General features: G+C 60.4%; 16 protein-coding genes. 2 read left to right on the top strand and 14 right to left on the bottom strand.

Annotated features, from left to right (window positions below):
* Position 1 precedes the first annotated feature (1 nt).
* Genes U6037_RS03530 through U6037_RS03505 form a run of 6 tightly spaced genes read right to left on the bottom strand, consistent with a single transcriptional unit; the run spans position 2 to position 8,336 of the window.
* Positions 2-2,872 (bottom strand): aminotransferase class III-fold pyridoxal phosphate-dependent enzyme, encoded by a 2,871-nt coding sequence (locus U6037_RS03530; RefSeq protein WP_322845823.1) that lies wholly within the window; start codon positions 2,870-2,872, stop codon positions 2-4.
* Between the two features lie 54 nt (positions 2,873-2,926).
* Positions 2,927-4,135 (bottom strand): beta-ketoacyl synthase N-terminal-like domain-containing protein, encoded by a 1,209-nt coding sequence (locus U6037_RS03525; RefSeq protein WP_322845822.1) that lies wholly within the window; start codon positions 4,133-4,135, stop codon positions 2,927-2,929.
* Complete coding sequence (locus U6037_RS03520; RefSeq protein WP_322845821.1) at positions 4,132-5,427, bottom strand: beta-ketoacyl-[acyl-carrier-protein] synthase family protein; 1,296 nt, start codon at positions 5,425-5,427, stop codon at positions 4,132-4,134. Before U6037_RS03520 ends, U6037_RS03525 begins: the two co-directional genes overlap by 4 nt.
* Positions 5,424-6,482, bottom strand: a complete 1,059-nt coding sequence (locus tag U6037_RS03515) for a beta-ketoacyl synthase (protein ID WP_322845820.1) — start codon at positions 6,480-6,482, stop codon at positions 5,424-5,426. Before U6037_RS03515 ends, U6037_RS03520 begins: the two co-directional genes overlap by 4 nt.
* Position 6,483: 1 nt before the next feature.
* Entirely contained in the window at positions 6,484-7,758 is a 1,275-nt protein-coding gene (locus U6037_RS03510) for a beta-ketoacyl-[acyl-carrier-protein] synthase family protein (protein WP_322845819.1), read from the bottom strand.
* A gap of 8 nt (positions 7,759-7,766) precedes the next feature.
* The gene (locus U6037_RS03505; RefSeq protein ID WP_322845818.1) at positions 7,767-8,336 is read right to left on the bottom strand and encodes an acyl carrier protein; all 570 of its coding nucleotides are present in this window, start codon (positions 8,334-8,336) and stop codon (positions 7,767-7,769) included.
* A gap of 523 nt (positions 8,337-8,859) precedes the next feature.
* On the opposite strand from U6037_RS03505, the gene U6037_RS03500 reads away from it, so the two are divergent.
* Positions 8,860-9,204, top strand: coding sequence for a cupin domain-containing protein (locus U6037_RS03500; protein WP_016987264.1), 345 nt, complete (start codon positions 8,860-8,862; stop codon positions 9,202-9,204).
* A gap of 163 nt (positions 9,205-9,367) precedes the next feature.
* On the opposite strand, the gene mmsB is transcribed toward U6037_RS03500, so the two are convergent.
* Both mmsB and U6037_RS03490 read right to left on the bottom strand, forming a co-directional pair.
* On the bottom strand, positions 9,368-10,273 hold the full coding sequence (gene mmsB / locus U6037_RS03495) for a 3-hydroxyisobutyrate dehydrogenase (protein ID WP_322845817.1): 906 nt from the start codon (positions 10,271-10,273) through the stop codon (positions 9,368-9,370).
* 10 nt (positions 10,274-10,283) lie between these two features.
* Positions 10,284-11,810, bottom strand: a complete 1,527-nt coding sequence (locus tag U6037_RS03490; protein ID WP_322845816.1) for a CoA-acylating methylmalonate-semialdehyde dehydrogenase — start codon at positions 11,808-11,810, stop codon at positions 10,284-10,286.
* 149 nt (positions 11,811-11,959) lie between these two features.
* Here U6037_RS03490 and U6037_RS03485 point away from each other — a divergent pair, with 149 nt between their 5' ends.
* Positions 11,960-12,907, top strand: a complete 948-nt coding sequence (locus U6037_RS03485; RefSeq protein ID WP_322845815.1) for a LysR family transcriptional regulator — start codon at positions 11,960-11,962, stop codon at positions 12,905-12,907.
* On the opposite strand, the gene U6037_RS03480 is transcribed toward U6037_RS03485, so the two are convergent.
* From U6037_RS03480 to recC, 6 genes are all read right to left on the bottom strand, one after another.
* Positions 12,904-13,398: an OmpA family protein gene (locus U6037_RS03480; RefSeq protein ID WP_322845814.1), complete on the bottom strand. Its 495-nt coding sequence runs from the start codon at positions 13,396-13,398 to the stop codon at positions 12,904-12,906. The genes U6037_RS03485 and U6037_RS03480 overlap by 4 nt on opposite strands.
* Positions 13,399-13,403: 5 nt before the next feature.
* The gene (locus tag U6037_RS03475) at positions 13,404-14,672 is read right to left on the bottom strand and encodes a diguanylate cyclase domain-containing protein (RefSeq protein WP_322845813.1); all 1,269 of its coding nucleotides are present in this window, start codon (positions 14,670-14,672) and stop codon (positions 13,404-13,406) included.
* A complete protein-coding gene (locus U6037_RS03470) occupies positions 14,669-15,244 on the bottom strand; it encodes a YfiR family protein (protein WP_322845812.1) in 576 nt (191 codons plus the stop codon). Before U6037_RS03470 ends, U6037_RS03475 begins: the two co-directional genes overlap by 4 nt.
* Positions 15,245-15,363: 119 nt before the next feature.
* Complete coding sequence (gene recD, locus U6037_RS03465) at positions 15,364-17,472, bottom strand: exodeoxyribonuclease V subunit alpha (RefSeq protein WP_322845811.1); 2,109 nt, start codon at positions 17,470-17,472, stop codon at positions 15,364-15,366.
* A complete protein-coding gene (gene recB / locus U6037_RS03460) occupies positions 17,469-21,158 on the bottom strand; it encodes an exodeoxyribonuclease V subunit beta (protein WP_322845810.1) in 3,690 nt (1,229 codons plus the stop codon). The genes recD and recB overlap by 4 nt, the downstream gene beginning before the upstream one ends.
* Positions 21,155-24,607, bottom strand: coding sequence for an exodeoxyribonuclease V subunit gamma (gene recC / locus U6037_RS03455; protein ID WP_322845809.1), 3,453 nt, complete (start codon positions 24,605-24,607; stop codon positions 21,155-21,157). The genes recB and recC overlap by 4 nt, the downstream gene beginning before the upstream one ends.
* Between the last annotated feature and the right edge of the window lie 86 nt (positions 24,608-24,693).

Genomic DNA, 24,693 nt, shown 5'->3' with positions numbered 1-24,693 from the left:
CTTAGAGCGAGTTGTCGGTTTTGAACTGCGCGAGGGTGAAACCGTGGGTCGCCGCCAGTGCACGAATCTGCTGAACCTGCTCACGGCTGATGTCGCCATAGGAGTAGTGCTGTTTCATCCCGGACAGGCCCATCAGCACCGACTCGGCCATGCACGCGTACAACTGACCTTGCTTGAGATAGGCGCGAACGTTTTTCACCAGGCCATCACCCAGCGGCGTCTGCACAATGCCGCCGTGCATGTAGAGCACGTCGCTGCGTTGGCTGGCGAGGTTCTGGTCGACGTTCAACGGGACGGCGATGTCGCAGATCACGCTGTTTTCGGCGAAGTGCTCGGCACCGAGAAACGGCTGCGGTGCGTTCGCCGCGCAGAGCACGATGCGCGCCTGTTTCAGCACCTCAAGATCGTTGCTGATGGTGATGAAGGCATTCACGCCCAAGCGTTCTTCGACCAGTTTCGCCACGCGCTGCCCCAGATCGGCACTGCTGCCATAAGCCTGCAACAGCGCATCGATGCCGTCGATTTGCTGCAAGCGACGGGCAAGACGGTCGTGCTCGGCGACGCCCTTGAGAATCGCGTGCGCGGCTTCGGCGTAAATCAGTTGCGCGGTTTTTTCCAGGCGACGCAGGGAACCGTCGCGGCCGCTGCCGATGAGAATCAAATGCTCGACACTGGTCGACAGCAGCGAGGCGTAGGTCGACGCAATGTTGCCAGCCGCACCGACCACCGCTGCAGTTTGCTCGCCCAGTTCCAGGCCTTGCTGTTTGCAGCCTTGCTCGATGGCTTCCAGGCCCATGCCGATGGTCAGCGCATTGCCGGAAGTCAGCGCCATGTCGGGGATCTGCAGCGCCTGGCAGTTGTTGGTGACGATCGAGGTGTACATGCCCAGCCCGGCAACGGTGTAGCCATCGGCGCGGGCATCCTTGATGCGATTGCCGACTTCTTCGCGGATGGTTTGCAGATCACCGCTGGCGATGTACGCCGCCATGGCGTCGGAATCCATGCACAGCGGATACAGGGTGAATTCAACGGCGGTGCCGAGTTTCGAGCGGATCTGCACCGGGCCGATCGGCGCGGCACGACGCTCGGGGGCCATGCGTTTGATGAATTCGCGTTTCTGCTCAGCGCTCAGGGTCGACAGTGACGGATCAACGTCACTGAGCATGTCCGAATCAATCAGATGGTTGATGAACGCCACGCGCGCCACCACGTTCACGTTCTCATCAGACTTTGGGAGGCTTTCATCCTCCGTGAAGCTGACCTCGCGGGCCGGCACTTGCGCGATGCTGTCGGCGCACACACCGGCCGCCAGCGGGAAAGCATCGCGGCGGCGCAGCATGTCGCAGACTTTCTGCAGGGAGCCGATCAAGCCATCGATTTCTTCGAAGGTGATGCACACCGGCGGTTCCAGACGAATCACATTGGCGTTGCTGCCCGACGGCGCCACGCGCAGCGATTCGAATTGCAGCAGGTAGCCGGCAATGATGTAGCCCAGAGCATCGTTGTACTGCGCCGATGCCTGAACCAGCGAACTGGTGCCGGTCAGGTCGTGCAGTTCGAAGCCCAGCAGCAAGCCGCGCCCACGCACGTCAGCGATGACGTCCGGGTAGGCCGCTTTGAGTTCCAGCAGCGAAGACTTGAGGTATTCGCCCTTTTTGTTCACGTCCTTGAGCATCGCGCTGTCGTTCTCGAACAAACGGCGCAGGGCCGACAGGGCGATATGGCAGGACGCGTCATCTTCGGCAAAGGTTGAACTGTGGATGTAGCTGAAATCGTTTTCGTAGTGGCTGGCGCGAATCACCGTCGCAGCAATCTTCATCAAGCCACCGCCGAGCGCTTTCGACAGGCAGTAGTAATCGCCCTGCAAGTTGAAATGACTGGCGCCAAGCAAGGTGCCGGTGCGGCCGAAACCCGATTGCACTTCATCGATGATCAGCGGGCACTGCTGTTCGTTGCACAGACGCCGCAGTCCCAGATAAAACTCATTGGCGAACTCGTTGATGCCGCCCTCGCCCTGAATCGGCTCCAGCAATACCGCCGTGATCGCACTGAATGCTTCGCGGCGCACTTGCAGGGTTTCGCCATTCCATTCCAGGCTCAGCCAGTGACGCACGTGACGGGCCGGCAGGTCCTGCAATTGCTGTGGCTGCTGCGGGTCGATGAACTCAACGTTGAGGCCGAAACGGGCGAACGGTTTGCGGTACTGCTTGCCGTACGTCAGTTGAACGGTGTTCACCAGTTTGCCGTGGAAGCTGCCGCGCACAGCCAGGAACACCGGCTCGACATGCAGTTGCTCCAGGTTGTGCTGACGCACCGCCTCGGCCACTTGGCGCACAGTGACGCAGGACAGATTCTGCGGCAGCAGACCGGCTGGCAAATCGAGATCGTCGACGTCCAGCTCGACGTAGGCCTTGTCGCTGGCGACCAGATTGGCGAGGGTGAAATCGCGCTCGTCGAATTGCTTCTGCAGGTTTTTCTGACGACGGTATTCGGCGTGCTTGACGGCGATTTCCACCGACTCGGCACCACTGTTGGAGAAGGTCGAAATGTAACGTTCGCTGTTGTTCAGCTCACGGTTGAACGCTTCACTGAGTTCACGCCCCAACTGCCCCGCCGCACCGCGCACCGACATCTGCGCATTGAACGGCACATCGGCGCGCAACAGGTCGACGAGTTGATCGACAAACTGCGGGTCGTTGTGGCCATACAGCGCGGCGCCGTAACCACCGAGGAAGTCGGTGACGGTCACTTCATCGCCCTGCCGGTCGCGGTAAAACAGTTTGCTGCCCAGCGCTCTGTGGAACTGGCATTCCAGGCCCAGAGCCTGCATCAATTCAACGAATTTCGGCCGTACGTAATCGCGGTAATCCATGACAGTTCTATCCCTTGAGTAAAAAATCAGCTGCGTTTCGTCGCGTGCGAACGGTCAGTCGGCCGCGTGAAATTCGAGTTGGTAACCGGCACTGAAGCCGTTGTCGTCGCGATTGATCACCAGGCAATCGTGCAGCACGGCATCGCGCGGCCCGCCGATCACAAACGGCAGGTGCGCATCCACCGGTTGCTCCAGACCACTGACTGGCGGGATGCTTTGCGCCTGCAAGGCCTGCCGCGCGAGGATCAGATCCACCAGGCTCGGCGCACCGCTGAGCATGCCGGTCAGCGGCGTGCTGCTGGTGATGTGCGCAGCCCCGGTTCGCGCCAGCGTGCGAGCCAGATCGGCATCCTTGTGTGCATCGCCAGTGGCGCTGCTGATCAGCAGATCCACCTGTTTGTCGGGCAGGTTCAGCGAGTCCAGACGAGGATGGGCGAAGAGCGCCGTCAGGCAGGTCTGCGGGCCTGCCGGCAGATCATCGACGCGGCGCAGCACCAACGCCGCCGCGCCTTCGCCGGCAATGCCGCCACTGCCGTGGCGATCAAAGGCGCGCAGGCTTTGCGAAGCGTCGGTGCTGATCACGCCAGCCTCGGCCAGTGCAGCCAGCGCCAGCGGATCCAGTTCACTGCCGGCGCCGACCACAATCGCCGCATCCACTCGACCGCTTTGCAGCGCGGCGCAGGCCTCGCGTAGCGCCGCCAGATTGCCGGCCACGCCTTGCATGTAGGCGTTGCTTTCGCACTCCAGTTTCAACGCCAGACTGACCACCCCGAGCAAACCGTTACTGAGGCTTTTGAGGACCAGAAACGGATCGAGCGCGCGCTCCTGCAACACGCGTTTGGCCAGACGCTGCATGTCGGCACCGGTCTCGGTCTGACATTCGTGCAGCAGTTCGCCGTAAGACGCGAGCGAGGGATGGGTGTAACCGCCCTGGCAGCAATAGAGACCAAAACGCACGTTGTCGCGGCCCGGTTCAAGCCCGGCCTCGGCCAACGCCTGGCGCACGGCACTGACGCCCCAGATCACTGCCGGCGGGCAGTAACGCTGGAGGTTTTGCGCGACATCCTGACGGCTACGTTGATGGTCTCGATCAGCGATGTGCCCGAACGCGGTGACGCGCTCGCTGTGGAACAACGACGAGTTCAGGGGCGAGATCGCGCTGCGACCCTCGCGGGCCGCCGACCAGAAACCCTCAACGCCCCAGCCGGTGGGCAACACACAGCCGCTGCCGGTGATGGCGATACGTACAGAGGCATTGCTCATTGTCCGTGCTCCCGATATTTGCCAAGGGCCAGCGAGGTGTTGAGGCCGCCAAAACCGAAAGAATTGCTCAGTGCGTAATCCACGCGACGACTGACGGCCTGACCGGCGCAGTAATCCAGATCGCACTGTTCGTCGGCGTTGTGCAGGTTCACCGTGGGCGTGACCAGATCGTTCAGACAGGCCAATGCGGTGACGATGCATTCGGGTGCGCCAGCCGCTGCGATCAGGTGACCGAACTGTGATTTGTTGGCGCTGACAGCCAAGGCTTGATAGTGCTTGTGTTCGGCGAACACGCTTTTGATCGCGAGGGTTTCGGCAACGTCATTGAGCGGTGTCGAGGTGCCGTGGGCGTTGATCAGATCGATCTGCTGCGGGCGTAGCCCGGCGTCGTCCAGCGCGGCCTGCATCGCCAGTGCCGCACCGCGTCCTTCGGGTTGCGGTGCGGTGACTTTGTAAGCGTCCAGACTGCTGCCGAAACCCAACACCTCGGCATATGGCGTGGCGCCACGAGCCAAGGCATGTTCGAGGCTTTCCAGCACGACGAAACCACCGCCCTCGCCCGCAATCAGACCGCTGCGATCACGATCGAACGGCCGACACAGGTCGGCGCCCCAGCGATGTTCGCCCGACGCGGCGCCGAGCAAGTACAGCGCGGCCATGGTGTCGAGATTGAGCACCGAGTCGGCACCGCCGGCCAGCGCTACGCTGACTTCACCGCGACGGATCATCTGAAAGGCATTACCGATCGCTTGCGAGGCGCCAGCACAGGCACTGCTGATATTGATCACGGGGCCTTCGCAGCCGAGATCGTCGGCGATTACGCGCGCCAGACGGTCGTTGCTTTGACGCAGCGAGCCATCGGCATTCACCTGCCCGGCACGCGGCATCAGGTGCTGCCAGCCAGGGGCAGCGCCATCGGGGGCGGCGGTCAGCAGCATGTCGGCAAGCATGTGTTGCGGCGCGCCCGAGGCACACAGGACCGCTGCGCCACGCAATTGCTCCGGTTGCAGGCCGCTGTCGTTGACCGCTTGCGTAGCGGCTACCCAGCCAAAGCGGCTGCGTTTTTCCAGTGGCATCGTCCACGCCGTGTGGTTAAGCAGTTTTTCCGGCAACAGGCTCATGTCGACAGGCGCTGCATAACGCACCGCGAACGAAGCCTCTTGCAAGTCGTCCGGCTGCCATGGCCGCACACAATGTTCGGCGCCGAGCATTTTTTCCCAGAGGGTCTGCCATTCGAAACCGAAACCGGTGACGGCGCCCATGCCGGTGATCACAATCCGTGTCGCACTCATGCGTGCTTCTCCATGGTTTCACTGCTCAACAGCAACGCGCCCCAGTGACCGGCGCGAGTGTGGCTGACAAGCAGCGTGTAGCCTGGCGTCGCCGTTGCCTCATGACTGAGGTGCAAGGTCAGCGCGACCTCTGTCAGCAAGCCACTGGCGCCCAGTTCACCGGTCATGTTGCGGGTGCTGCGAATCTCGCGCGGGAAGGCTTCGAGCAACTTCATCAACTGCTCGTCAGCGCAATTGCCGACGACCTGTTCAACGTCGCCCACGCGCAATTTCTCCACACTCAAGGCTTGGTCGATCACGCGCTGGCCAACGGCTAAAGAGCGTTGCGGATCCGCGCTGTAGCCCCGAGCGAACCCGGCTACGCGCACTACATGCGCCGTATCCGCTGGTGGTGTTGACGCCAGCAACAGCGCGGCGGCACCCTCACCAAAAACCGGCTCGTTCGCCTGGTCGGGCTCGCGCAGGTACAGGGCCGGTGTCAGGTTCGGACTGCTGCTGACTACCAGCGCGGCGTCGGCATGCTGCTCGCCAATCTGCTGGCAGGCTTCGATCAGCGCATCCAGCCCGGCGTTGTCCTGGGAACAGAAGCCTCCCATGGGCCCGTGGCAATCGAGCGCTTCGGCCACATACGCCATCACGCTGCTGTTGAGCAGGGTCAGCGCATGCAAGGGCGGAGTGTTGGCCAACAATTGGCCGAGTTGTTTGTGTGGCTGTTCGATGATCGCCTGCACCGCGTCCCAACAAGGGCTTGGTGCGTCGACTTCGGGAATGGCTGCAGTCAGGGCAACACGCGAGGCGGGCACTTGCAGCGCCGCCAGCGACGGTGCCAGCCGTGCTGCGCAATGCAATAGACGCAAGCCCTGCGGCTCGACGCTGCGCTGGATCTTGCGATCGAACAAATCGCTCGCCAAACGCGGCGTCGGCAATGCAAAGGCCACACGTCGCGCGTCAAAGGCCAGTGGTTGTGCAGAGCGTGGTGTGCCGAGCAAGTCGGCACATTCGCTGCCGGCTGCATTCAGAACAGCAGCAGTGTGCAGATAGATGGCTCTGTTCATGTCATGCCCTTCCCAGAACCAGCGAACTGTTGATACCGCCGAAACCGAACGAGTTGGACATCACCACGTTGATCGACTGGCGAAGCGGCTCGCTCAAAAACTTCAGCGATGGGTATTCGGCACGCTCAGGGTCGTAATTCAAGGTCGGTAACAGCACACCGTCACGCAGACTCATCAGTGACAGCACCGCTTCGATCGCGCCACTGCCGGCCAGCGAATGACCGATGGCGGACTTGTTGGCGGTGAAGGTCATGAAGTCCTGGCAGCCGCCAAACAACCGCTGCAAGGCCAGCGCTTCACAACTGTCATTGGCCTGGGTGGAGGTGCCGTGGGTGTTGACGTGTTGCACGGCACTGCGCAGCAGCCCGGCATCTTCGATTGCAGCTTCCATGCATTCCTCGTATTTGCTGCCATCCCGGCTGCTGGAGGTCATTTTCTGCGCCTCGCAGACATTCGCGTAACCGAGCACCCGGCCCAGTGGCGCAGCCTTGCGTCGTTGGGCGTGTTCAGCGGATTCGAGAACGACCATCGCCGAACCCTCGCTGAGCACAAAACCGCTGCGGTCAGGCATGAACGGGCGGCTTTGTTCGCTCGCCGGCAAGTCGGCCTGACAGAGCGCGCCGAGACTGTTGAACATGTAGTAGGGCAATTCGTTGGCCATCAACTCGACGGCACCACAAATGGCCAGATCGATCTCACCGCGCTCGATGGCCCGGTAAGCACTGCCGATGGCCATCGTGCCAGCGGCACAGGCATCGGAATGGGTCGAGATGTGATCGCGGATGCCGAGCCGATCGGCCAGGTGTTGTGTCTGTTGATCGACACGCCGGTTGAAGATCGCGGCGGGCGATGGCGGATGATCCAACAAACGGTCGAGGTCGACGCGCCCTGCCTCATTCATGCAACGGCTGAGCCGCTGCAGGTCGTGGCTGTCGGCACAGTACTTGTTGGCCCCCAGAAACAAACCGCTGCGACTGTGGGCAAAATCTGCCGGTGTCAGGCCGGCATGCTCCAGCGCCTGCCGGGCGACGTACTCCGCCAGCACACTTTGTCGCGGGTGCAGCGCCGCGTTACCGCCGAAACCGGCCCCGATCTGCTGCCACTGCGCGTCATCAATAAACCCGGCAGCGCTGTTGTGAAATCCCAGCGCCTTGAACCGGGGATGTTCGCGGACACAGGATTGCTTCCGGCAAATCCGCTCGAACAACGTGGCAGCGTCCAGCGCCATGGGCGCTACCAGACCGAACCCGCTCACATAGACTTCTCGTGCCCGCATGAGAACTCCTACACCGCTTCTTTGGCGTGAGTGGTGACAAACTGCTCAACCAATTGACGGGACACTTCATCACCATCCGCCGGCACCAGACGCGCACTGCACGCGCCGCAGACCACTTGTTGGCGCTCGTTCAGAACCGCTTGGTGAGCGTTGCAATCCGGGCAGGTCGCCGGCAGGTAGTTGAAAAGATTGCGGCACTGGTTGGCCCAGTTGCGCACGGTGGTCGCGGCGAACACTTGAGCCGGCTGCATGCCCGCCTTCAGTTGATCCGGGGTGTAGGCGCTGAGGCTTTGCTCAAGCAGGGCTTTGCCGCTTTCGGTAATGCGCCCGTTGGCGAGAAACTCGCTGGCATCACCGCAAACCGCCACCGCATGATCCAGCACGCTGGTTTTCGGCAGTGTGCAGCCATATTGGCGGCCGAGCTGGAAGCTCAGGTCGACGATGTCCAGCGAATCGGCACCGAGGTCTTCGACAATGCTGCTGTTTTCTTCGATGTCATTCGCATCCATCACTAACAGCTGTGCGAGGATTTCGCGAGTGCTGGCAACGACATGTTCCAAGTCCAATGGATTATTCATTTCTATCTCCCTATATGTCGTGACTACTTCATGAATTCGACTTATGAAAAGTAACTTTTCCCACAGCAACTTCTCACGCGGCGGAAATCTAAACTCTGCCCTTAAGGGGAGAGTCAACGAACTATTAGAGTTTTTTTTACCGCTCGGAAAAGTCGGCAAAACCCCCACAGACAACGCACCTCCTTGGTGCAGACGATCGCACCACACGACATATTTACTTAACAAAGACGGGGTATGGTGGGGCGCCCGCGCTATCAGGCAGGCTGACTATCGAAAGCAACTAAGGACGCAACGGAACAGACGTACTAAAAGCAAAAACCGGACAAGTAAAATAGTTATAACTTCATAACCTTTGTTGTAGATCAGTACTGCCGTTAATTGATTTTGCTGGAAGGTTCAGGCCTCCATCCGTAAACCGCTGGCAGCGTTTATGGATATCTGAATGTCGAGCACAGACATCTCGGCCAAGGCACGGCGCTATAGGGTGCAGCTTCCGTTTGATCGCCTTGTCTGGAGCCGACACATGACCGCCCCTATTACCGTTCTGCGCGACACCCACCCGCTGCCGGTACTCGATGCCTGCAAATGGGAAAAACTCGAAGGCGACCCGCACACCGTCAACCTCAACGCCTACACCAGCGAAGACGGCAGCAAGATCATGGGCACGTGGATCTGCACGCCGGGCAAATGGCGCGTTGAATACGTGAAGTGGGAATACTGCCATTTCCAGGAAGGCTACTGCGTGATTACCCCGGACGGCATGGCGCCGATTCATTTGCGCGCTGGCGATATCTTCGTAATTGAGCCGGGCATGAAAGGCACGTGGGAAGTGGTCGAGACCGTGCGTAAATATTTCGTGTTTGCCTGATGCAAAAAAGCCGGGAGATCACCCGACGTGATTTCCCGGCAAACAATGTCTGATACACACAAGTCCCCTGTGAGAGCGAGCCTGCTCGCGAAAGCGCACGGTCAGTCACTTCCTTGTTGAAGCCACCGCCGTCATCGCGAGCAGGCTCGCTCCCACCGAGAGTTCAGCGCTGTCCTTCTATTGCGGCAGGCTTGCGATAGCTGTTGATGATCGCCGAGAAATCTTTCCCGCCATCCCCACGCTGACTCATCGCCTGATACAACTGCTGCGCCACCGCGCCGAGCACCACCGGTTGATGAGCCTGACGCGCCGCTTCGGTCGCCAGCCCCAAATCCTTCAGCATGAGTTCCGCGCCAAACCCACCGGTATAACCGCGCGAAGCCGGCGCGGTTTCGACAATTCCCGGCCATGGGTTGTACATCTCCGAACTCCAGCAACGCCCGGTCGAACTGTTGATGATCCCGGCCAGTACCGTCGTGTCGATGCCCAGTGCATCGCCCAGTGCCATCGCCTCGCTGACACCGACCATCGAGATCGCCAGCAGCAGGTTGTTGCAGATCTTGGCGATCTGCCCGGTGCCGACTTCACCGCAATGCACGATGTTGCGGCCCATCTGCGCCAGCACCGGTTGCAGGGTTGCGAACAGTTCAGGCGTGGCGCCGACCATGAAGGTCAGCGTGCCAGCGGTGGCACCGCCGGTGCCACCGGACACTGGCGCATCGGCCATGGCCACACCCTGTTTTGCCGCAGCGGCCGCTACGTCACGGGCAGTCTGTGGATCGATAGTGCTGCAATCCACCGCCGGCACACCTTTGCCGATGCCGGCGAGCACACCGTCCTCACCGAGCCAGACGCTGCGCACATGCACGGCGGCCGGCAGCATGGTGATCACCAGCTCAGCATCCTCGGCCGCCTCACGCGCCGAAGCGCGAATAGTGCCGCCGAGTTGTTGCAGTTCCGCCAGCACGGTTTTGTTCAGGTCGACCAGATTCAGCGAGTGGCCAGCCTTGATCAGGTTGCGCGCCATCGGCGCGCCCATGTTGCCCAGACCGATAAATGCGATTTTCATGGTCGATTCCTCAGCGCAGGTTGATGGTGGTGTTCACGCCGTCGTTGACGCTGTCGTCATCGAACCAGCGCGCCGTGACCGTTTTGGTCTGCGTGTAGAACTGCACCACTTGTTTGCCGTACGGGCCGAGGTCGCCGAGTTTCGAACCGCGCGAACCGGTGAAGCTGAAGAACGGCACTGGCACCGGAATCGGGATGTTGATGCCGACCTGGCCGACATCGATTTCAGTCTGGAATTTACGCGCCGCCGCACCGCTCTGGGTGAACAAGCCAGTGCCGTTGCCGAACGGGTTGGCGTTGACCAGCGCAATCGCCTGATCAAGGGTGTCGACTTCCAGCACCACCAGCACCGGGCCGAAGATTTCCTGGGTGTAGATCTGCATGTCGGTGGTCACGCCCGAGAACAGGGTCGGGCCGACAAAGTTGCCTTGCTCGTAACCCGGCACCTTGATGTCGCGACCGTCCAGTTCCAGCTTCGCGCCCTCCTTGATGCCGCTTTCGATCAGCTCGAGAATCCGCGCCTTGGCTTTCTTCGAGATCACCGGGCCGACATCGGTGCCCGGCTCGCTGCCGGCGTTGACGGTGAGTTTCTGCGCCAGCGCTTTCAGATCCGGCAGCCATTGCTTCGCCGCGCCGACCAGCACCACCACCGAGGTGGCCATGCAACGTTGCCCGGCGGCACCGAAACCGGCGCCGACCAAGGCATTCAGCGCTTGCTCGCGATTGGCATCGGCGAGCACCACGGCATGGTTCTTCGCGCCCATCATCGATTGCACGCGTTTGCCGTGCTTGCCGGCCAGATCGTAAACGTGGGTGCCAACGGCGGTCGAACCGACGAAGGACACGGCTTTGATGTCCTTGTGCGTGCACAGGCCATCAACCACGTCCTTACCGCCATGAACCACGTTCAACACGCCTGCCGGAACACCGGCCTCGATCGCCAGTTCCACCAGCAGCATGGTCGACAGCGGATCCTGCTCCGAAGGCTTCAAGACGAAGGTGTTGCCGCAGGCGATGGCCATCGGGAACATCCACAGCGGAATCATCGCCGGGAAGTTGAACGGGGTGATGCCGGCGCACACGCCGATCGGCTGGCGCAAGGTGTAGGTATCGACACCGCCGGCGACGTTCTCGGCGAACTCACCCATTTGCAGAGTGCCGATGGAGCACGCGTGCTCTACCACTTCCAGGCCACGGAAAATATCGCCTTCGGCGTCGGCAATGGTTTTGCCTTGCTCGGCGCTTAACACTACAGCGATGCGTTTGGAATGCTCGCGGATCAGCGCTTGCAGCTTGAGCATGATGCGCATGCGCGCGCCGATCGGGGTCAGTTTCCAGGTCTGGAAAGCGCGCTGGGCGGCGCTGACGGCGGCATCGACTTCAGCGGCAGTGGCAAACGGCACTTTGGCCAGCACTTGCTGGGTCGCCGGGTTGACGATGTCGTGCCACTCGGTGGTCTGCGACTCGACCCATTCGCCATTGATCAGCAGTTTGACCTTCTGGACCGTGGTTTCGTTGGGCGTAAGCGATGCGTTCATGCTGGTCTCCGAAACTTGTTTTTATCGTAGGAGCCAAGGCGAAAGGTTCGCCTTGAGATGAGGCGTGTGTCACGAGTTGGTTGTCGGACTGTTTTTAGAGTATAGATGTGCAAACTTCTAATAAGAACGCACATATAAGCCAGTCCATCATGCAAAAAAACATCACCTCGCTAGGCTCGCTGAACTGGGACGACCTGAAGTTTTTCCTTGAAGTAGCGCGCACCCGTAAGGCCAGTACTGCCGCCAAACGGCTGGCTGTCGACTACACCACGGTGTCGCGGCGGATCAGTTCGCTGGAGGCGGCACTGGGGACTTTGCTGTTCGAGAAGTCGCGCACCAGCGGTTTTGTCCTGACCACCGAAGGCCAGCGCCTGCTCGGTTATGCCGAGTCGATTGAAAGCACCCTGCACATGGCCTGCGAGCAGGTGTCAGGCTCCGGCGTGGCGCTGTCCGGGCATGTGCGCATGGGTTGCACGGAAGGCTTCGGCAGTTTTTTCATCACGCCGCAGCTGAGCCATTTCGTCGACGCCTACCCGGCCATCTCGGTGGACATCCTGCCGCTGCCACACTTCATCAGCCTGTCCAAGCGCGAGGCCGACATCGTTATCGCGCTGGAACGCCCGGAGCATGGGCCGTACGTGTGCTGCAAACTCTGCGACTACCGTTTGCAGCTCTACGCGACTCAGGAATATCTCGACAAACACCCACCGATCCGCCGCCCGGCAGACTTGGGCAAGCATCAATTCATCAGTTATGTGGATGATCTGGCGTTCAGCTCCGAGCTGCTGTACCTGGCGAACGTGTTGCCGGGCGCCAGCGCCAACTTGCGCAGCACCAGTGTGATCGCGCAATTCGTCGCGGCGCAGCAAGGGCGCTCGCTGGCGATACTGCCATGCTTCCTCGCCGCGCAGGATCCGCGGCTGCTGCCGGTGTTGCCGGAGGAAATCGACATCACCCGGCAGTTCTGGATGTACTGCCGGGAGGACCTGCGCAAGCTCAAGCGGATCACCCTGTTGTGGGATTACATCCGTGAGGTGACTGAGCGTAATCAGGGTCTGTTGATGGGGCAGACCCGCGAGATGCAGTTTGCCGATTAGTCGGCGCTGACCACAATCGACACCCGGCGGTTTTCCGTGCGCCCAGCTGCGGTGTCGTTGGACGCCACCGGCTCTTTGCTGCCCAGGCCCTGCAACTGGATGTTTTCTTGCTTCATGCCGACCGTGCCCAGCACTTTGGCGACACTCTTGGCACGGCGCAGCGACAATTGCTGGTTGTAGGTTTCCTTGCCCGAGGCGTCGGTGTGACCATCGACCCGCACGCGCTCGATACCGACACCCAGCAATGCCTTGCCAATGCGCTCGACGATTTCTGTACTTTCCTTGTTCAGGCTTTCGACGTCGCTGCCAAACAGCACTTTGCCGGACAGGCCAAACTCCCAGCCCTCGTCGGTCAGTTCAAAACCCTGTTGTTTGAGAACGGCAACCTGCGCTGGCGTCAGGCCTTTTTGCGGGGTGGTCTGGCAACCGGTCAGGGCCAGTACGGCGATCAACAGCACAGCGTAAAAAGATCGAATCGACAGTGTGAACACGAGAGTCAGCTCCTGGTTTGAACGGAATCGACCGGGTGCTCCGCCCCGGCCGTGAATTGGGCGCCACGCGACAGACGCTTGGCTTGATACATCGCCGCATCGGCAGCATCGAGCAAGGCGCCCGGCGTGACACCATGATCGGGATAAACCGCGATGCCGATACTGAGCGAGGTCACGACACTGGTGTCGCCCGGCAGCGCGATGGGCATGTCCATGCTGGCGAGGATCTTGTCGGCGATGCGTTCGGCGTCTTCGATCCTGTGCAGCGGCGTGAGCAGAACGGCGAACTCGTCACCGCCCAGGCGCGCCACCAGATCCTCTTCGCGCAACTGTGCGCGAATGCGATTGGCCACGGCGACCAGGACAGCATCACCGGCAGCGTGGCCGAAGTTGTCGTTGATCCCCTTGAAGCGGTCGCTGTCGAGAAACAACACGGCAACGCGTTCATTGTGTTTGCCGGCATTGCGCAAGGCGCGGATCAACCGCCCTTCGAAAAAAGCGCGGTTCGGCAGACCGGTGAGGCTGTCATGGCTGGCCTGGTGAGCGAGGGTTTCGTTTTCGTTCTGCAGATGGCTTTGCCACGACTCCAGCTCGTCAAGCAAGGCATTGAAGTCATTGCCGAGGTTGTCGAGTTCGGCGATCTGCGCCGGAGGAACGCGGCGATCCAGCGCGCGTTCGCTGCGGGCGGCGTGGGCCACATTGGCCAGACTGCGCAGAGGACCAGTGATCGCGCGTAACTGGCGGCGCGCCAGGTAGAGCGCAACCCAAGCGCTGATCGCAGTGCAGAGGATGATCCCCGCCAGACCGCTGAGCAGAAAGCGCATCAGGCTGCCACCATGGCCGGTGAGCAGCACACGACCGATTTCACGGTCCTGATGTTCGATTGGCAGGCTGATGGGTTTTTCCAGGATGGCGCGGGTGATCTGCATTTCCAGCTCAGAGAACAAACCGTTTTCCGGGCGTTGCCAATGCGCGAGCAGTTGTCCCTGACTGTCCAGCACCTGGGCGTCAGCAACCTCTTCGGCAGAAGCAATCAGCGCCAGCGATTCGTTGGCGGCCGTCTTGTCGTTGAACACCACCGCCGCTTCCACGGTGTAGCTGATCGAACGGGCGATCAAGTGCAGGTTGTGATCGGCGTACACCCGCAGCGCCAGCACGCCGAGCAACGTCAGCGAAACGCTGGCCATCGCCACGCCCACCAGCGCGACTGTCAAATGCCCTCGGCCGATGACCGAGCCCAGCGTTGGGCGGCTATTCGATCTGAACAGGTTCATGGCGCCGCCGGTTTGCGACGCGACAATTGCAGCACGCTTGGGTGAATGCGCACGCCGCTGCGGGCAACGGAGTCGAGATTGACCTCGAACGACACTTGTTCATCACCAACGCGCAGACAGAACAGGCTGCCGACCGTGCACTGATCGCCACCTTCGCTGATGCTCAGCACCGGGTGACCGATCAGCGAAGCGAACAGCCGAGCGCGTTCATCGGCCGTGAGTTTGCCGATGTACACCGCATCGCATTCGCTGACGATGGCCGGGTTATCGGCCAGCAGGCGACGTACGGTGACCGGACGGCCAGTGGCTTGAGTGGTGCCTTTGACCAGATCATCGGTGTATTCGGTGGGGCCAACGATGCACAGACGCAATTGCGCAGGCTCAACCGGCCAGCGCGCATAGCTGAGAATGCCAAGAACAACCTGCGTGACAGATTTGGCCCGTTGTTCGGCCATACCCGTTGGCGCTTGCGGCTGCGCGACAGCCGCGCCCGTCATCACCCAGAGCAGACCGACAAGCAACGCGTGCTTGCAGACAACTACGCGCCCTGTCGCCCAGACAGACACCTTCATGCAGGGATTCTCTTGGATCGTAGCGAAATGATGCCGCAACGATAGCACAGCGCTGAAACGCCAGCGAGACAGCGACCTCTGACCGGTTGGTCAGTAAACGCCGTCAATCGTCGGGATTTTCACCTCGCAGGCACGGTGCCCTCCTCCAGTTCCAGCATCAACCCGCTCAGGCGCTTGACCTTGCGCTGCACCGCTTCTTCAAACACGCCCGCTCGGGATTCGATCAAGGTGAACCAATGCTTGGCCCGGGTGATACCGGTGTAGATCAACTCTTTGGTCAACACGGGGTTCAAGGCGTCGGGCAGGATCAGCGCCGTGTGGGCAAATTCCGAACCCTGGGACTTGTGCACCGTCATGGCGTAAACGGTTTCGACGTCGTTGAGGCGGCTTGGCAATACAAAGCGCACGCCGCCCTGCCCGTCGTTGCGCGGGAAAGCCACGCGCAACACCGGTTTGCCTGCGTCAGGGCCCTCGCGCTCGGGCAGCTTGAGGGCGATCCCGATGTCGCCGTTCATCAAGCCCAGACCATAATCATTGCGAGTCATCAGCACTGGCCGTCCTTCGTACCATTGCTGATCACTTTCGATCAGACGTGCCTTGAGCAGCGCGGCGGTGACGCGTTGATTCAGACCTTCAACGCCCCATGGCCCTTTGCGCACTGCACACAACAGTTGAAATGTGTCGAACGCCTGCAGAACGTCGCGAGCCCAAATAACCCAGTCCGGATGTTCGAGGGGCCGGCCCGACTGTGGACGCTGATTGCGCAGCACGCTCAGATAATGGCGGTAGCCTTGAGGTCCGTCGCCATGCCCCTCCAGTAACAGTCGCTCCAGCGTGTGATCGTGCTCGCCCTTGAGCGGCAACGAATACACATCGTCATAGTGCCCGGCCGCGAGCAACTGACGCGCTTCATCCGGCAGCTGTTGATTGACCCGACGCGCGAGCTGACCGATACCGCTGCCCTCGCCGAAGCGTCGGGAGTAACGCAACATCACCACTTGCTGGGCCAGCGGGTGGGTGCCATCGACGTCCTCGTGCAAACCGCTGTCCTTCAGCGAGTCACCGCTGACCGACTCCAGCCACTGTCGGGTCTGCGGGTTGTACCAGCCACTCTCGGCATCACGGCACAAATCCCCTAGCACTGCGCCAGCCTCAACAGAGGCCAATTGATCCTTGTCGCCCAGCAAGACCAGCCGTGCATGGGGAGGCAAGGCATCGAGCAGATTGGCCATCATTTCCAGGTCGATCATCGAGGCTTCGTCGACCACCAGCACATCCAGCGGCAGGCGGTTGCCGGCGTGGTGGCGGAAGTGTCGGGTGCCAGGACGACTGCCCAGCAGACGATGCACGGTGGTGACGTCGCAAGGAATCTTCGCCCGCACCTCTTCGCTGACTTCGAGCGACTGCACTTGCTGACTGATGGACTCGGTCAACCGCGCCGCAGCCTTGCCTGTCGGCGCCGCCAGACGAATCCGCAGCGGATGACCGGCCGCGACTGCGGGGGCTTGAAGCAACGCCAGCAAACGCACCACCGTGGTGGTTTTACCGGTCCCCGGCCCGCCAGTAACGATGCTGAAGGCGCCACGAGTGGCGAGAGCGCAGGCGAGTTTCTGCCAGTCGATCACTGCACCCGCCTCGGCGGATCCGAACAGTTCATTCAGTCGCTGCGGCAGATCGTCCGGCGTCGGCTCTACTTTCTGCAGACGCTGACGCAACGCCGAATCGATGCGCCGCTCGTAGGCCCAGTAGCGTCGCAGATACAGACGTTTGCCGGCCAACACCAGCGGGCGTTGCTGTGCGATATCGCGGGTATCCGCCGCCAGTGCGACCAAAGAGCTCCCCGCGAGAACCTTGCACCAGTGCGCACCGTCAAGCGTTTCAAGCAATTGCGAAGGCAGCAACAACACCCCCCCTTGCACATCCCCTTCCGGGGGCAGCGAAAGAGCGAAGTCGGGAGCTTTCAGGGTTTCGTACAGATCAAGACAGACGTGGCCGTGGCCAAGTTGATGACTGGTCAGGGCGGCAGCGAGCAACACCAGTGGATCCGTATCGCGCTCAAGTTCATGAAGGAACGCGACAAACGCTTTGTCCAGCGCACGCAGCCAGCCTCGCTCGACCCAACGGGTCAGCAATATCAACAGGTCATCGGCGCTGGTCAGGGGCGATAGCCGCGACAGACTGTCAGCGGCCAGTGGCGTGGGGAGCAGATCGGCAAAGGTGCGGCTCATAGCAGGACTCCCTGTTCCCAGGCGGGTTCGGACTTGGGTTCGGGTTTTCCTTGAAACATTCGGTCTAGACGCTCGATCAGTTCCCGTGGTGGGCGGGCAAAATACACGCCGCGACTGTCAGCGCGGGTGCCACGCAGGAACAGATACAACGCGCCGCCGACATGCCGGTCGTAATCATATTCAGGCAGTCGAGCCTTGAGCTGGCGATGCAACGCCAACAGGTAGAGCACATACTGCAGGTCATAGCGGTTGTCGAGAATCGACTGTTCCATGGCTTGTTCGGTGTAAGCCAGATCATCCACGCCAAGCCAGTTGGACTTGTAGTCGGCCACGTAATATCGGCCATCGTGTTCAAAGGTCAGGTCGATGAAGCCTTTAAACATGCCATTGAGCTGCACCGGTTCTGCCGCCACGCGAGCCACGCCCCTGTGGGTGTGCTGTCGCACCAGATCGTCGAGTTTGAGTACGTCGACCTTATGGCTGGCGAACCAGAATTCCATCTCGACCCGATACTGCTTCAACTGTTGCAGAACGACTGGTGGCTGCCCGCCTGCAATCGGCAATGGCGACTGCAGTAGATGTTGCAGCCAGTCACTCAGAGTGTTTATCCAGCCCTCCCAGCCGCGCAGATTACAGCGCCGGGCAATCGCATCTTCCAGCGCTTCGCGCGAAACGGCGAAACCGTCGTCACCGGCCCACTCCAGCAAACCGTGAAGAAATGTTCCCGGATTGGGGCCGCGCGGAAAGCGATGGATATCGGCGCCGCCGGCAATGATTTCTCGTGGCGCGTCCGGGTCGAGGCGTTCGTCGTCAAACAGCTTTTGTGCCTGCGGACTGTCCGGCGCTTCATCGCTGCCGACACTCAGCACATCGCTGATACGCAGCGCACTGTAAGACGCGATCCACCAGTTTTCGCTGGCCTTGCGCTTGGGCAGCAGCGTGGCGCTCAGCACGGCGTCGTTGCGTGGTGGCCGGTAATGCTCGTCGGTGGGCTGTGGCATTTCACCGGTGTGGATGGCCGGGCAATCTTGCTGCAGGTCCTGCAACCAGCGCTTCAGTTCGCTCGACTCACCCAGAGATGAGCCACCACCGAGTAGATAACCCAGCGCTGAAAGGTGCAGGACCGAGCTGTTGTTATTGCCTCGCTTGAGATCCGTCACACCCAACCAGCAGGCGTGCTGCGCGCGGGTCAGGGCAACGTAGAGCAAGCGCAAGTCTTCGGCGAGACGCTCATCATCCGCCTGTGCAATCAGCTCGGCAGTCGGTTTGAGACTCACCTGAGCTTTGCCCGCTGCATCGTGGTAGTGCAGTGGCAAGCGACTGCCATCGACGGGTTTCGCCGAACAAATAAACGGCAAGAACACCAATGGATATTCCAGGCCCTTGGACTTGTGAATGGTCACGACTTTGACCAGTTGCTCGTCACTCTCCAGACGCAGAATCTGCTCTTCACCGGCCTGACCGGACACGGCCAGCAGTTCGCCGAGATGACGAATCAGCGCTTGCTCTCCGTCCAGTTCCGCAGCCGCTTGCTGCATCAACTCCGACAGATGCAACAGGTTGGTCAGCACGCGCTCGCCATCGCTGCGTGTCATCAAGATTTGCGGCAAATGGAAGTCGTGCAGCAGGCGTCGCAACATCGGCAGCACACCCTGTTTGCGCCATAGCTCGCGATAGCCACGGAATTGCATGACCCGGCTTTCCCACACCAGTTCGTCCTGGTTCAGACGTTCCAGCTCGGGCAATGGCAGGTTCAGGGTGATACAGGCCAATGCGGCTTTCAGGGAGCGCTCGACATCCGGCTCGGCGCAGGCCTTGAGCCAGGACAACAGGTCGTGTGCCTCCTGCGCCGCGAACACCGAATCCTTGTCCGACAGGTAAACGCTGCGCACCCCACGGGCAGCGAGTTCACCACGTACAGCCTGGGCTTCTTTGCCGTCGCGCACGAGAATCGCGATGTCGGACGGCCTCAGACCTCTGAAGTCTTTACCATCCTGAACAAACCCGGCGCTAGCGTTTTGCCCGCCATTGAGCAGCGCAGTAATTTCGCTGGCGCACGCCGCTGCCAACTGCTGACGATAGACCGCGCCCGACAGTGGCTGGTCGGTGGACAAGTGCCAGACATTCAACGCTGCGACAGCCTGCCCGGCAACTTGCAGATGTTCCATGCGACCTTGAGATTCGACGGGAAGAAATGGCACCGGGTTGTTGCCGTTTTTCTCGCGGAACAAAAATGCGCCGCGCCCCAGTTCACGGGATTCGGCGCGTGCAAATACATGATTGACCGCGTTGACCATGCCGTGGCTGGAGCGGAAGTTGGTCCCAAGGGTATGCAGTCGGCCAGTGGTGGCCTGACGCGCGCGCAGATAGGTGTAGATGTCCGCACCGCGGAAAGCGTAGATGGCCTGCTTCGGATCACCGATCAGAAACAGGCCTGTGTCTGGACTGTTGTCTTCGATGCGATAGATGCTTTCGAAGATTCGGTACTGCACCGGGTCAGTGTCCTGAAACTCATCGATCAGCGCGACCGGGAACTGCTCGCGAATCAACGTCGCAAGACGTTCGCCTCCATCGGATTGCAGCGCGGCATCCAGACGCAAAAGCATGTCGTCGAAACCCATTTCGGCGCGACGGCGCTTCTCTTCTTCAAACCGTGCGCCTACCCATTTGGCGGCATGTTGCAGCACGGCGGCATCCGGGGTTGGCAAAGCATCGAGGCTCGACTTGAGTGCAGGCATAGCATCCAGGCCTGGATGACTTGGGGGTTGCCCCTTCCAGGCTTCGGCCATACCGTCGGGAGTCAGTCGGGTGAAACCGGTGCCGATATCCAGTTGCTCCAGGGTCTCGTCTTCGGCCCATGCCTTGAGCTTTTCGAACCACGGTTCGAAGTAACGCGCCTGCATCTTGCGACCGTCGACGGTTTTGCTCGCAACGCCTTGATGACAGATGGCGAGCAACTCGTCTGCCCACTGGCGCCAGGGCATTTTCAGTTCGATCAACGCTGCACGACGTTCTTGCAGGCATTCTTCTATCAGCTCCGCAGGAGCCTTTCCCTCGTCGCTGTCGCGTTCACTGGCGAACAAGCCGCGTATGCGAGGCAACAATGCCGCAGGTCCGCCCCAGTTGCTGCGAACCCAGTTCAAGGCATCGCCCTGCATCGGATAACAGAACAGCCGCCAGTAATCGCGTAACACCTCGCCGAGCAAGTCGCTGTGGTCGGTTTCCAGGGATTGGGTAAACAGGCTGCCGCTGTCGAACGCGTGCTCGCGCAGCATGCGCTGACACCAACTGTGGATGGTCGAAACGGCGGCTTCGTCCATCCATTGCGCGGCGACATCGAGACGGTTGGCGCAACCGGGCCACTGTTGATACTCGAACTGATCACGCAACTCGGCAATCAGTCCGTCGGGCGCAGGCGTTTCTTCGCGAAAGAATCGAGCGGCCTCCGCCAGACGCGTGCGTATGCGTTCGCGTAATTCCTTGGTCGCGGCATCGGTGAACGTCACGACGAGAATCTGCGGTGGCAGCAACTCGCGCCCGAACCCGCTCAATTCGTCACCGTGCCCCAGGATAAGTCGCAGATACAAAGCGGAAATGGTAAAGGTTTTACCCGTACCGGCACTGGCTTCGATCAGCTGACTGCCGCGCAGCGGGAATGCCAGTGCAAGGGGTGTCTTGGTACTCATGCGCGAGCCCCCTCGGTGGACAGCGAACGCCAGGGTGCTTCAAACAGCGGGCGATACAAGGCATCACACCAACCGGAAAACGTCTCGTCAGCGAGCAATGACTCGAAATCGGCAAATTGACGTGACAACGCCGGGCTCTCGCGGCGCTCACCTTCACTGGTTTGACCATCACCCTCATAGGCTTTACGTGCAGCGGCTTCGGCCTTCAGCGGGTCGGTCTGAGAGAGCCACGCAAAAGCGGTTTTTACTGCGATCGGCAGTGGCTGGCGCATACCGGCCTGCCAGGCGAGCAGCAAGTCACCGAGGAACCGTATGGCGCGATCTGGCTCCATGGGATCAAGCAGCAGAGTGTCATCGCTGGCAACCAGTGCGGTGCTGAGGGAAAGTCCGCTGGCGCAGGCCACCAGATGATTGACCCAGGGTTTGGTCAGGCGATGCCATTTACGGCTTTTGATCGAGCCAATGCTGTTGGGAATGGTCGTGACCGACAACAGGCTAGCGTCGGCGCGCTGATGCAAACCGGCAAGCCATCCTTCAAGGCGTAATCCCTGCAATTGGAGGTTGACCGGTAACGCACTGGTCAAAGGGGCAGGCCAGAGTGTCAGCAGTTGGTGATAACGCTGCAGCAAATCCGGCAGAGGCTCGATCAACTCTCGTTGCAGGCACTCACCAAACCCGGCCATTGGCAGCAGGCCGCTGTTTTGCAGGCGCCGGGCCTGAGCAGTCAGCGCCTCATCGACATTGTCCGGTTGCCTGAGAGCGGCTTCGAGCAAGCTGTCACTAAGCGTGTAACGCTGTAATGCGTCCAGCACGAAAGGTTCTTCATCGGCCAACGGCGCTTCAGCGGCCTCGAAATATACCTTGAGGCGCTGGGTGAAAAAGTGTCGAACCGGATTGCGCAAAAAATCCTGCAGCAACGCCAGGCTCAACGGCTCTTCTTGCACATAAGGTGTGAGTAACTGCGCTTCGTTTTGAGGCTCATGCTGTTGATGCAGAACCTGCCATTCGCTGGCGTAGCTGAAGAGGTGATCGCCGTCATGAAAATAGCGCGCACTGAACGGTTGCAGCGGGTGCTCTTGCGTCATGGCGCTTAGCAGATCCCGGCTTTCGTCGAGCAATCGCCAGCCGCTGGCGAGGTGATCACGCAACTGGCCGATCAACACGGAAGCCGGTCGCTCACTGTTATCGCGAATACTGCGGCCGACCCAACTGATGTACAACTGATTGCGTGCTGACAAAAGCGCTTCGAGCAAAAGATATCGGTCGTCCTCACGCCGCGAACGATCTCCTGGACGGTAGTCGCTGCCCATGAGGTCGAAATCCAGCGGAGGTTGTGCGCGGGGATAATCGCCATCATTCATCCCCAGCAGACAGACCAGTTTGAATGGAATGGCGCGCATGGGCATCAGCGTACAAAAATTCACGGCACCGGCCAGAAAACGCTGAGACAAACGCCCTTGGTCGAGACCGGCGAGCCAGGCTTCGCGAACAACTGTCAGTGGCAGCTCATCCGCAAGACCTACGGCCTCACAGGTTTCCAGCCAGGTTTCGCGAAGCTCTTCGAGCTGGGTCAGCAAGTAATCGTCATGCTCGTTACTGGCTTTGAAGAACAGCTGCATCAGCGCTTGCAACCGATACCCCCACTCCTTGGGCTGCGCGGGTTGAGTGAGCTGCTGATGAGCAAGTTCCAGAGCGTCGAGCAAGGCTACCAACGGCCCGATCAGTGCGGCGTCGAGTCCGCCGATTTCATCGTAGGGCTCAATCCCTTCACACGCGTCGGCACTGCCGACGGCGTAGCCCAGAAGCATGCGGCGCAGACCGAAATGCCAACTGTTTTGTTCAAGCTCGTTCGGCAAACCCAGGCCCGCCCTTTGCTCGGCGTTCATGCCCCAACGCACGCCTGCGCCTTCAATCCAGCGGTGCAGTGTTGGCAGGTCGCGCTCCTCCACACCAAAGCGCGCGCGAAGAGCAGGAACGTCGAGCAGATCGAGGATTTCACTGACCGGGAAACGACTGTCGGGAAGCTTGAGCAGGTGTTCGACCGCGATCAGCAATGGATCGCGGCCGCGCTGCCCCTGATCGGCCAATGTGAAGGGTATGAATCGCGGGTCGTGGCGATCAAGCTGACCAAATACCGCGCGGATATGCGGCGCGTAGCTATCGACATCTGGCACCATCACGATCACATCGCGAGGGCGCAGATCCGGGTTGGCACTGAAGCGCGCGAGGAGCTGGTCATGCAATATTTCGACTTCACGTTGAGCACTGTGGGCAATGTGAAAGCGGATCGACTCGTCATCAGCCAGGTCGACAGCGGGCCAGTGTTCGCGAGTCTCGTTGAGTGGGCGCAACTCCAGGATGTCATCCTGCAGTTGATTGAGCAGGTTGTGTGGCTGGGTGTCGCTGAACAGGTCTATGCGACCGTCGCGAAAAGCCGCTCGATAGCTATTTGGATCGTCGTAACTGTCGAGCAGGCTGATGTAGTCCCGGCCTTGCTTGCCCCATGCGGCCAACAGCGGATGGGCGTGTTGATGCAGTGTTTCAGGATCAAGCACGACGGGCATTCCGCTTTTGCGCGATTGCCGCTTGTATTGATGGCGCAGCAGATCCTTGTCGGCGACGATGTCAGCCCAGTGATGACGGCAGGGGTTGTGCACACACAGCAGAACCTGACTGAAACGCGCAAGGCCGGCGAGCGCTTCAAGCACTTGTGCTGGTAACGAGGAAATCCCGAAGACGATCACTCGCGAGGGTAGCCCCACCGGGGCCTCGGTGAGGTTGTTGATGCGCTCGATGAATCGCTGGTGAACACCCGCACGACTCTGCGCCATCCCCTGCTCGCCCACGTCATCGAGCAATGCACGCCACAACTCCGCTTGCCAGCAACTGGTCGGTGGCAGCGATTTTACTTCGCCTCTGACATTTCGTAGCTGATGCCGCCCTTCAGCCCAATCTTCGAGCCAGTCGGCGCGATATACCTGATATTGGTCGAAGAGATCCGCCAGACGCTCAGACAGTTGATAGCGTTTGCGCAAGTCGGTGTCGTTGGTGAGGAAGCGTTGTAACGGCTCGAAATGCGGGCGATCGATAACCTGGGGTAACAACCGCATCAGGCGCCAGGTTAACGGGGCCTTATCGAGCAGGGATTTGGCCGGAATTTCTTCTCGTCCAAGAACGATGCGGTATAGCTGCCACATGAAGCTTCCGGGCAATTGCACGTCAATCGCGGCTGCAATGCCGCAACCGCCGAGGTCATCGTCCTCCGGATCTTCCGCAAGAGCCAATTTGAGCCACTGGGCAATACCGTTGCTCTGCACCAACGCAATTTCGTTTTCCAGGGGAGCTAGCGGATAGCGCCTCATGATGCTGATCACAAGGCTGCGCAGTTCGTCCAGGCTATTGCTCTGAACCACCATGAATGCAGCGTTGAGGGACTGGGCGTCCGGCATAAGGGCTTCCTTGGAAATGTACAAAAGCTAGGGCAGAACCTTAGCATTGTCGGCAGGTTGTGACAGCCAGACGACGTCCGTGAATG

It is taken from the genome of Pseudomonas sp. B33.4 (genome assembly GCF_034555375.1).
Lineage (GTDB): Bacteria > Pseudomonadota > Gammaproteobacteria > Pseudomonadales > Pseudomonadaceae > Aquipseudomonas.
This window is presented reverse-complemented; position numbering and strand designations above follow the sequence as displayed.